General features: G+C 39.4%; 11 protein-coding genes. 2 read left to right on the top strand and 9 right to left on the bottom strand.

Annotated elements, in window-relative coordinates:
• The first annotated feature begins 138 nt into the window (after positions 1 to 138).
• Positions 139 to 696, top strand: a complete 558-nt coding sequence (locus AB4128_RS12435) for a porin family protein (RefSeq protein ID WP_144430201.1) — start codon at positions 139 to 141, stop codon at positions 694 to 696.
• A 61-nt stretch (positions 697 to 757) separates the two neighbouring features.
• Positions 758 to 1,009 (top strand): hypothetical protein, encoded by a 252-nt coding sequence (locus AB4128_RS12430; RefSeq protein ID WP_055025429.1) that lies wholly within the window; start codon positions 758 to 760, stop codon positions 1,007 to 1,009.
• Positions 1,010 to 1,041: 32 nt separating this feature from the next.
• Here AB4128_RS12430 and AB4128_RS12425 read toward each other — a convergent pair whose 3' ends face one another.
• The 9 genes from AB4128_RS12425 to AB4128_RS12385 form a co-directional block, all read right to left on the bottom strand.
• Complete coding sequence (locus AB4128_RS12425) at positions 1,042 to 2,319, bottom strand: winged helix-turn-helix domain-containing protein (RefSeq protein ID WP_055025430.1); 1,278 nt, start codon at positions 2,317 to 2,319, stop codon at positions 1,042 to 1,044.
• Positions 2,320 to 2,444: 125 nt separating this feature from the next.
• The gene (locus tag AB4128_RS12420; RefSeq protein WP_065108831.1) at positions 2,445 to 3,287 is read right to left on the bottom strand and encodes an ABC transporter permease; all 843 of its coding nucleotides are present in this window, start codon (positions 3,285 to 3,287) and stop codon (positions 2,445 to 2,447) included.
• Entirely contained in the window at positions 3,271 to 4,221 is a 951-nt protein-coding gene (locus AB4128_RS12415) for an ABC transporter ATP-binding protein (protein WP_372037837.1), read from the bottom strand. Before AB4128_RS12415 ends, AB4128_RS12420 begins: the two co-directional genes overlap by 17 nt.
• Positions 4,222 to 4,223: 2 nt before the next feature.
• Positions 4,224 to 5,540, bottom strand: a complete 1,317-nt coding sequence (gene nosD, locus AB4128_RS12410; protein WP_372037835.1) for a nitrous oxide reductase family maturation protein NosD — start codon at positions 5,538 to 5,540, stop codon at positions 4,224 to 4,226.
• 4 nt (positions 5,541 to 5,544) lie between these two features.
• On the bottom strand, positions 5,545 to 6,048 hold the full coding sequence (locus tag AB4128_RS12405; protein WP_225442133.1) for a nitrous oxide reductase accessory protein NosL: 504 nt from the start codon (positions 6,046 to 6,048) through the stop codon (positions 5,545 to 5,547).
• A 93-nt stretch (positions 6,049 to 6,141) separates the two neighbouring features.
• Complete coding sequence (gene nrfD, locus AB4128_RS12400) at positions 6,142 to 7,089, bottom strand: NrfD/PsrC family molybdoenzyme membrane anchor subunit (RefSeq protein WP_055025434.1); 948 nt, start codon at positions 7,087 to 7,089, stop codon at positions 6,142 to 6,144.
• A gap of 2 nt (positions 7,090 to 7,091) precedes the next feature.
• Positions 7,092 to 7,796, bottom strand: a complete 705-nt coding sequence (locus tag AB4128_RS12395; RefSeq protein ID WP_372037832.1) for a 4Fe-4S dicluster domain-containing protein — start codon at positions 7,794 to 7,796, stop codon at positions 7,092 to 7,094.
• A 57-nt stretch (positions 7,797 to 7,853) separates the two neighbouring features.
• Entirely contained in the window at positions 7,854 to 8,552 is a 699-nt protein-coding gene (locus tag AB4128_RS12390) for a tetratricopeptide repeat protein (RefSeq protein ID WP_055025435.1), read from the bottom strand.
• Between the two features lie 49 nt (positions 8,553 to 8,601).
• Positions 8,602 to 9,393: an FKBP-type peptidyl-prolyl cis-trans isomerase gene (locus AB4128_RS12385; protein ID WP_372037830.1), complete on the bottom strand. Its 792-nt coding sequence runs from the start codon at positions 9,391 to 9,393 to the stop codon at positions 8,602 to 8,604.
• Positions 9,394 to 9,443 lie beyond the last annotated feature (50 nt).

Here is a 9,443-nt window from a genome sequence, read left to right as displayed (position 1 = left end):
TATTGAAGGCTTTTTTATTTAATCAAACAAATAGTTTCATCACCCAAAAACTAAAACGTCAATGACATGCTAACTGGCTTTTAACCTTGATATAAAGACACGCCAATTTTTAAGGCTGATAGTTCAAGGACACTTAAAGTGAAATACATATTCCTCATCATTATGTTGCAAGTTTCTGCTTTGACCACCGCAGAGGAACTTATTGACGAATCTCATCACGTTATCAGTTTAGGTGGTGGCTTAGGAGTATCTCGCTGGGCTGAGGTACATGGTTTTGATGAAGAAAGATTAAACTTAAAACATCATTATGATGTCGCTTACCGTTATCAATTCACTCCTAGTTGGGGAGGCGAAATCGGTTACATGTATCAAAAAATAACTGGCACTCTTATTTTAAACCCGTTGACCAGTGCATACATAGATAAAGTATCTAGCTTTCGTCTTGCGGCTGTATACTCGCAGCCATTATCACAACGATCTTCTTTCTTATTTAAACTAGGTATTGCCCAATATAATGTCATTGCAAATTTAAGATATGATGATGAGCATGTGGATACTGATAATGAAGGTGTTGGAGCATTAACATCCTTAGGTTGGCAATATAATTTTGCACCAAATTACGAGTTTTCTTTGGTTTATACCTATCAGAAGTTTGATACGAATACTTTAACCGCAAATTTTGGTTATCGGTTCTAGTCACTATCAACTCTACTGCGTTTGATTTACCATTTAATCCTTAACCATATTAGGAGCTATTTTGGCTAAACCAAACGCTAAAGGACCAACCCGCACCGTCGATATTTTTTGTGCTAAATGTAAAACCCAGCTATTTAAATACCGCAAGGGCGGAAAAGGTGCATTAGTTAAATGCTTCAAAGAACGTATTGTAGATGACTACACTAAAACCCCTTGTGTGTGTCCACAGTGTGAAACACCTTTTGCTCGAGATACCTTGGTTCGCGGCACGCCTGCTTTTAAAATAATTGGCGGCAAAGTGACGATGAAATAACCGTTCACCTTTGGTTAAAGGAAAAAGTCTTATTATAAGGAGACTTTTTCATAACGAGTCCAAGTAATAATGTTCTTAAATAGCGGGATTATCCAAACCGCAGTGCCATTGTCATGATAAAGCCGATAAAAATAGAGCTCTTTATCTTTCACATGATGTTTGCGAATACCACGATAAAAGCTCATTGCAGACTCACTCACTTGCTCAGGTAAAATAATATTTTTTTGCTTTACCTTCACCTGAAAGACATCAACTTCAATGTCACCAATAGATTGCCGATACTGCTCAAAGTCGCCACGCAATTTATACTTTATCGGCGTCGTTCGACAATCTTCGTCTGTTAAGCAAATCGAATAATAAAATTGTCCACTTAGTGGTGCTTCGTAGATCATCGAAAGCCCCATATCGACTCTAATCAATAACTTATCGGCAACGGGAAAATAAACATCTGAAAAGTAGTGATGTTTATCTATTTCACCATCACTATAATCGACAGGCAGTATTTCTCTATTCACACGGATACGATTTTCCATACTGTCACGCAGTTGATAAAAATGCTCCATATTCAAGCCTGCTGGAGTCTCATCTGTAGCAGCAATATTCATCGTATTGGTTTTTATGCAATTCTCTTCAAAATCTAAACACACGGCAAATGAATGAATATTATCATCAGCAAGAGCAAAGCCTTTAAACTGCTCAAAATGAGCAGATTCATTGCTCTCTGGGGCTAAATGTTTTTGCCACGATGACGCATGGGGCTGGGGTTTATTCTTAGGGTATAAAACGGGAACAGATTCTTTTACCCCACCAATATTTAACGAAATACTCGAGTGAGCATCCCAGCTAGAGGCTCTTTTTAAAACCTGATGGTAGTCACTGTAATACCATTGATAGGCGATGATAATAATCGCGAAGACTACGCCCGCAACCTTAATTAGCAATGACACATCAAATAAAGCAGCTTTAATGGATTGCGGATCGTTAACGGCCAACATCGTTACATGAGACTTAGCAACAATACGTATTTGATAACCACGTCGAGCAATGGTCTTTAGTTGAACTTCAGAATAGGGTTCAAGCTTTTTACGTAACGTACTAATACATTGAGTTAATGAAGAATCGGATACAACGCGACCAGGCCATCCCTGTTTTACAAGTGAGTCTTTAGTAGAAATAGCACCTGGTTCAATCAATAAATGCGCTAATACCGCAGATTCAGAAAATGTTAAATCAATAACCTGATTATTAGTACGATCAATGAGTTGCTTCGCATCTGGCGCGAGCTTTAGATAAGAGGTTATGTTTATCACTGTTCGCCTATAGTCTTATGGTTAATATGACATAGGATCAGCATAATTCAGACGGTATACGATTACTGTGACAACTTACTCAAATAACTAAGTAAAAGCAGAATAAACACTGCAAAATCAATTAACTAACTAGATTTAAATGCAACACTTGTAACACAATGCTTCAACGCAAATAACAGTAAAACAAGCCACAAACAAAGTAAGCCGAACAAGAATGGAACCGTTAACTGTATTTGGCTTAAGGCTCCTTTATCAGCAAAACTGGCATCTATTCCTAACATATTAATCGCTCGATATATGTCAGCAGGGTTAAGAAGCATCATAAAACTAACGAAGCGCTGTGCCTGCAGGCCAAAATCAGCAACAAGTAATGCAAGCAACAACAGATCAAATACCAAAACAAAAGCAAACCACACCATAAATAAAAAACCTAACACTTTCCCCTTTTGCTGAGCATGAACACTCACGAGATAGCTCAGTAAAATAAATACTAAAGCAAGTAAACAGCTACTGATAATCAATTGGCCGTAAAAGCGAATAACTAGTGCTGTATCCGCTTGTTCACTTAGCAACCAAAATAATAGTCCACTACCACCATAGGTCAGTGTAATCGCGATTATCAGTAAACCTCCGTGAGCAACAAATTTTCCCAATAAAATATCAATCTGGCTTATCGGATAGGTGAGTAAAAGGGACAAGGTACCCGCCTCCCTTTCACCGACAAAAGCATCATAACTAATTAGTATTGCTACGAGTGGAATAATAAATACCGATAAACTGGTTAAACTACTAATTGTGGAAATAAGGGTCCCACCAGCCAGTTCACCACTCACAGCGCTCCCAGCTAAAGTTACCGTAAATGATAAGCCGCCAAACAACACAAATAGTACAACGCTCCAATGGTTACGTATGCATTCTTGACGTTCTTTTCTGGCAAGAATGTTGACCATTTCAACATGCAATGACATCTTTTACCTCCTGCTGCTGAAAAGACTGATTGGCAAAACTCAACCCGCCTGTTGTAAGTCGCTGCACCTTCATTTTGTGATGATAAATATCAGTCAAACTAGGTAACTGAATATCAAATTCATATGTTGAACATATTTCAGTAAGCAATTGAATAACTATCGATTTATCTTCAGGAAAACAACGCAAAGTTCCTTGAAAATAATATGGGGACAATACCGGTTTTTTTAACACCAGAGTCTCTATATTTGGCACTATAAACGTCACCATGCAGCCACTTTGAGCCGCCAAGGCGTTAATAGATCCATAAGCTAATTGCTCACCACGCCCTAACATCAATGCGACATCTATGTGTTCTTCAATCAAGGCTAACTCATGAGTACAAATGACCACTGAGCATCCTTGCTCTCTTAACTGATTTATTTTTTGATATAAAAATTGAGATGCTTGTGGATCTAAACCAACAGTAGGTTCATCCAATAGGAGCAATTGAGGAGAGGCAATAATTGCTTGAGCAAAGCCCAGTCTTTGCTTCATACCTTTAGAGTAATATTTGACTTGTTTATGCTGGCTTTCCAAAAGGCCAAACTCTTCAAGTGTACGAGTAACAAGTTGAGTATTCACGCCTTTTAAGTCAGCAAAAAACTGCAACACTTGTTTACCTGTCATATTGTCATAAAACTGAATATTTTCAGGCAAATAACCAATTTCCACTCCGCCACATAATTGATTTATTGGCAAGCCTAGAATATTAACCGTTCCTTGCTGTGGTTCGATCAAGCCTAATAGAATTTTAATGAGTGTCGATTTGCCTGCCCCATTATGACCAAGCAATGCCATCAACTGGCCTCTAGCGAGCGAACACTGAATGTTTTTCAAAACAGGTTTACCAGAAAATGAATGTCCTACCTTATCTAGTTCAATTGCATAGGTCATGATTAATCCTTAATTGACAAATCTAATGAAGAGACTAAAGGGTAACTATCTATCACCCCGTTATAATCACTTTCTATCAATAACTTATCTAACCATTTGAGTAATATAACTACAGGGCTTTCCATCAAAAAGAGGGCCTCTGGATAAAGCCAAAAAAGCTTATCGAGTCGATCATTAGGTAAATGAAACTGCTCGCCTATTCCATTACCCGTCATATCCCATCCTTGATAATCACTCCAATAGTTCCCTTGTTTATTTTCGCTCCACTCAACGCGTATGTCGCCAACATATCTCACTTGAGTTTGATTATTGATAAAGTGATTTAAAAAAACTCGATTTAACTCTCCGCCTAACGCCATAGCGACACCGATATCGCAAGCACTTATCAGATTAGACTGCAAAATATTTCCTTGAGAGCCATAAATAAATATCCCTTTACCTGACTCAAATAAATCTGTCGGATCCCCACCTTTCCAATGTATATGGCGTACATCATTATTTTTTACCAAGGAGTCTTGGGTCAGATTAAGTAACACACCAAATTCGCTTGCATGACTGGCTTGATTGTCAATTAGCTGAATATTATTCGCACTCATTAATGCGTACCCACCTAAAACTTGGGTGGCGATATTCTGGCTAGCCATATCTCCTTGGGTATACATATAATGAATAGCGTACTGTAACCCTTTGAAGTGGTTATAATTCACTACACTATGGCCACCCGACTCGAGATAAACACCGTCTCTGACATTAATGATTTGGTTATTGAGAATTTGGGCATTTTCGCTCTTTTTCAGGTGAATACCATCACCGCGATCAAGTATTGCTAACTGATGATTACCAATAAACTGATTGTGTTGAATTAAAATATGTTCTATTTCTTCGGCATAAATGCCAAATCCATCTCCTGATAGAACAATGTGTTCGATAACAATATTTTCTTGGCCTTTATCGATAAAAATCCCTGCATTGTGTTGATATAAATCCTCCCCCCAATTCTGCAAATGCAAATGGCTCAAATGAACATTAGAAGCATAAATGCTAATCGCATTTCCTTGACTATTGGCCTCTATAATTGCCCCTTCACCAGTTAAATAAATGCTATGGTTAATCAAAAAGTTGCCGCGATAAGTACCAGAAGCCAGATTAATGGTGTCACCGTGATCCACCCGCTTCAATGTATCGGTTAATTCAGTCGCAGTCGTCACTTTATATACTGTAGACTGGCCCTTTTGTGCCGCCATGCTTGTTTGCATCATTCCTAACAAACAAATAAAGACGAATACTTTACTTATTACCGCAGCATTACCAGAGCACATTCCATTAATCCTCAGCCAGTAATGCTAAATCAATCTGCTCAAAACGAATAACCTTACCACCATAATTAGCAGCAAACTGATTCGCCCCTTGTTCAGAAGCAAAACTTGCCACAGCAGTCCCCATAACTGCTTCTTTGCTAGACCCATACACATACCAAGCAGAGTTAGCAGATATGAAATGATGATTACTTGGCTTTGCCCAATCTGTTTGCTCAATATCATGTACAGACATCTGTACTATTCGCCGAGTATTTTCTGGCTGCAAAGCATAATTAAACATATCTCTGGTAGAACAAAATTTCGGATTAACAGAACTATTGGCTAACTCAAGCACGCCTTTAGGGCCAGGGTACTTGGTGATCATCATGCCACACATATGACAGCGATCATGTTCGCCAATATGAGGGTGGTAAGCATGAGAATTGTCATCATTAGGACTTAAACAACCCATTAAAAATATGCTCAACATGACAACAGAAACTAACATTGGAGAAAACACGTTATACATAGAATCACCGAAAATGAGAGCAACCCCCCAACCCGATAACTTATCCGCTTAACATAGAAAGGATAAAGTATTTGGTTGAGGACTTGCTTTGCGTTAAATAGCGAAGTTTTGGCCAGCGTAAAGGATGAACATTCGTAAGCACATCATACCGCTGACAACACAGATGCCAGATAGGTAGAAGGCTTTAGCCGAATGACTAAACTTTGTGCCTGTTGCAAAATTAAGTAAAAGTGGACCACCAAAACCTATTCCTACAACACCAAACCAAAAAACAGCAGCCCATGATCCTGTTATAAAAGCATCAAAGGCATATTGAGCACCTGCATTCCCTGTCGCTAATGACATAATAATCATGAATAGAAACAAGGCTTCAGCAAACATAATTGGCCATTCAGCACCGTGAAGCACTTTCATATCTTGGCTATGTAAGTCTTCTTTAAAAACACTCACAGCCACCATTTTTGCAGCTGCTGCACCAGCGGATAAGCCAGAAGCAACAAACAGTGCCGGTAAGACTGACGTGTTAATCATAGGGAATCGCACTAAAGCCGAAATTAAAAAACCTGTGTATGCACAAACGGCTAACGCCAGTGCCAAAATCGCCATTTCACAAGGACGACGAATACCACGTAGTTTTTCAATTAATGGCATCAATGGCGCTAACATTGATGATTCAGCAATTTCTTCTTCTAAGGCAAACAACAGATTTAATGCCACCAGTGGAATATACGCCATCAACGCAATCACCCCGACCGACATCACTGAGTTCAAGTTGTAATAAACCAAAATCCGCCAGAAAAACAATGGATTGGTTAAGTCCAAGACTAAACACAACATGCCTAACGCAATGGTTACAAATGACACCAAAGAAGCAGCTTTTAAAAACGGCGTATTGATAGTTTGTTTTTTATAAAAGCGAATAAACAGTGCAACTGCTAATGCGCCACCTGAAATCCCTGCAAAAAACAAATAAACAGCAATTGGCCAAGGCCATGCAACCCCTTCAGATAACCCCATTGAGAACTCAATTGTTCCATCCATGACTACACTCCTAATTTAACAATTGGGATATAACGTAAGCTGGGTTCAGTTCCTAAATGCGACTTTATTCGCACAGAGTCCTTAACCTTCAATAACCGGCTTACATATGAAGTGGGATCATTGGCATCACCAAAGATTAATGCATCATATCGACACTGCTGCACACACGCTGGTTGTTCACCTTTGCTTAATTGGCTGTTCAAGCAAAAATCACAATTGTCGGCAACATCAGTATCTTTATTAATAAAACGAGCATTATATGGACAGGCAGCAATGCAGTATTTACAACCCGCACACTTACTATCATCCATGGTGACAATGTCAGTGTCAGGATCGCGATGAGCAGCCCCTGTCGGACATACTGCTACACACGGGGCATTTTTACATTGCTGGCAAGATACCCGCACATATTTACGCTGACACTCACAGTTATCTTGACCACACTGAGCACATTTTTGCCCATCTAATCCGCCGTTTTGCTGCTCCGTTTTCAGCTTTGCTTCACCTTCGGGTAAATGGTTAGCTTTATTACAAGCTAACTTACAGTCACCACAGCCGACACACTTGTTCTGGTCAAAAACCATGACATAGTGAGGTTTATTCTCAGCATCACTGTCTTTGGTTGAACTACACCCCATGGGGGCAAGTATCAATGAACCCACTCCTAAGCATTTTAGGAACCTTCTTCTTTCTATATTTTCACTCACAACATCCTCCATCTGTCAGCCATATTGCTGACTTATTGCAACCTTTATTGGGTGACTCTACTCAGATGCAGTCACGGCTTGGTTAGCTATTTCTTGCTCAGCTCTAGAAATCGCATTTTTTATAGATGTTCGGTTAACGCTTAGGTTGTTGCTATCCAATAACTGATGCCAATGCTCAATTGCCTTTTGAAAGTCCTTATTCAAAAATGCATCTGTCGCAATGAGTAACAGCGATTGAACTTCATTTGGGTCAATTGCAAGCGCTTGAGATAACACGATAGTGACCTCCAAGCTCATGTCTCGACCATCACGGTAATAAAGCGCATTTGCTTTCATGCCTAACACTTCAGCATCTGTCTTTATTTCCAGTAATTCATTTAATGTTTGTACCGACTTGTCATACATACCGCCTTCTGCATATGCATTCGCCAAGTTAATTAATGCCAGGCGATTATTGGGGTCGATATTAACCGCTCGGGCATTTTTATTAATATCCGCAGCAATAAGGTAATCAATGTGCTCTGCTACGTATCCTGTATTCCAATCATTAAAACGCCCCAATTGGCTATAAATGACGATGGGTACCAGCAGAATTATGAGACAGACAACAAACAGCACCTTGTCATCTTGCTTGGCAAGGGGAACTGATGACTCGGATGAACCTTGCATTTTTGGAGTAACGTATTGGACAGAACGCCATACGATAGTGATGAAAAAGCACAAGGTTCCAATGATCGCTATCAATAAACTATTCATATTTATCTCGACTGCTGATACCACAAACAGATAGGTAAACTCATTGAAATTAATTGCTTGAAGAGCCCATCATTCCACCCATGCCCATACCGCTAAGTCCCATACCATGAGAAGACTCGCTAGGTGACTCAACTTTTAATAATTCAACATCGAAAATCAGAACTGAATTTGGCGGGATAATGCCAACAGTATCATTGCCGTAAGCAAGTTCTGTGGGAATAGTCAGTCGATATGTTGAGCCTTCCGGCATCAATCCAATGCCTTCTTTCCAACCGTCAATAACGGTAAGTAATGGGAAACGATTAGTTTCATTACGTTCATATGAGTTATCAAATTGAGTGCCATCAATGAGCTGGCCTTTGTAATGCACAGTGACCACATCTGATTCAAGTGGGACTTTTCCCTCACCTTGCGTAATGATTTCATACTGCAAACCAGATTCTGTGACCTTTATGTTGTCATTGGTTTTATTGCTCGCTAAAAATGCACGCCCTTCAGCTAAATTTTTACTTGAAAGGGCAGCTAAACGCGCTTCTTTTTCTTTATTGAGCATTTCAGCGCGGGTATTTAAATGAGTCAGAATATCTTCATCTGACATTGAGGTTTCATCTTTTAGTGCATCCACCACACCTTTAATAACGGTATCAACGGTAATATCTCCACCTAACTCCGTTTGATCGTAAATTCGACTCGAAATATATTTACCCACTGACGCTCCCAAGGCATAAGAGACGTTTTCAGTTTCTTGTTGACTACTAGCAGCTGTAGTCATAAATGCCACGCTACATAACAAAGCAACGCTGGTGGTTTTACATGTTTTCTTCATCATTGTTTTCATCATATTTCTCTCTGAGTTACACTTAATTGACTTCAATTTTTTAACCAACGCAC

It is taken from the genome of Shewanella sp. 10N.286.52.A9, from assembly GCF_041468985.1.
Lineage (GTDB): Bacteria > Pseudomonadota > Gammaproteobacteria > Enterobacterales > Shewanellaceae > Shewanella > Shewanella japonica.
Note: the sequence above shows the minus strand (reverse complement) of the source record. Positions and strands in the feature narration are given on the sequence as shown.

Coding starts and splice junctions, on each gene's coding strand:
- AB4128_RS12420 (WP_065108831.1), bottom strand. CDS start 3,287: ATGTCATTGCATGTTGAAATGGTCAACATTCTTGCCAGAAAAGAACGT.
- AB4128_RS12415 (WP_372037837.1), bottom strand. CDS start 4,221: ATGACCTATGCAATTGAACTAGATAAGGTAGGACATTCATTTTCTGGT.
- nosD (WP_372037835.1), bottom strand. CDS start 5,540: ATGTGCTCTGGTAATGCTGCGGTAATAAGTAAAGTATTCGTCTTTATT.
- AB4128_RS12405 (WP_225442133.1), bottom strand. CDS start 6,048: ATGTATAACGTGTTTTCTCCAATGTTAGTTTCTGTTGTCATGTTGAGC.
- nrfD (WP_055025434.1), bottom strand. CDS start 7,089: ATGGATGGAACAATTGAGTTCTCAATGGGGTTATCTGAAGGGGTTGCA.
- AB4128_RS12390 (WP_055025435.1), bottom strand. CDS start 8,552: ATGAATAGTTTATTGATAGCGATCATTGGAACCTTGTGCTTTTTCATC.
- AB4128_RS12385 (WP_372037830.1), bottom strand. CDS start 9,393: ATGATGAAAACAATGATGAAGAAAACATGTAAAACCACCAGCGTTGCT.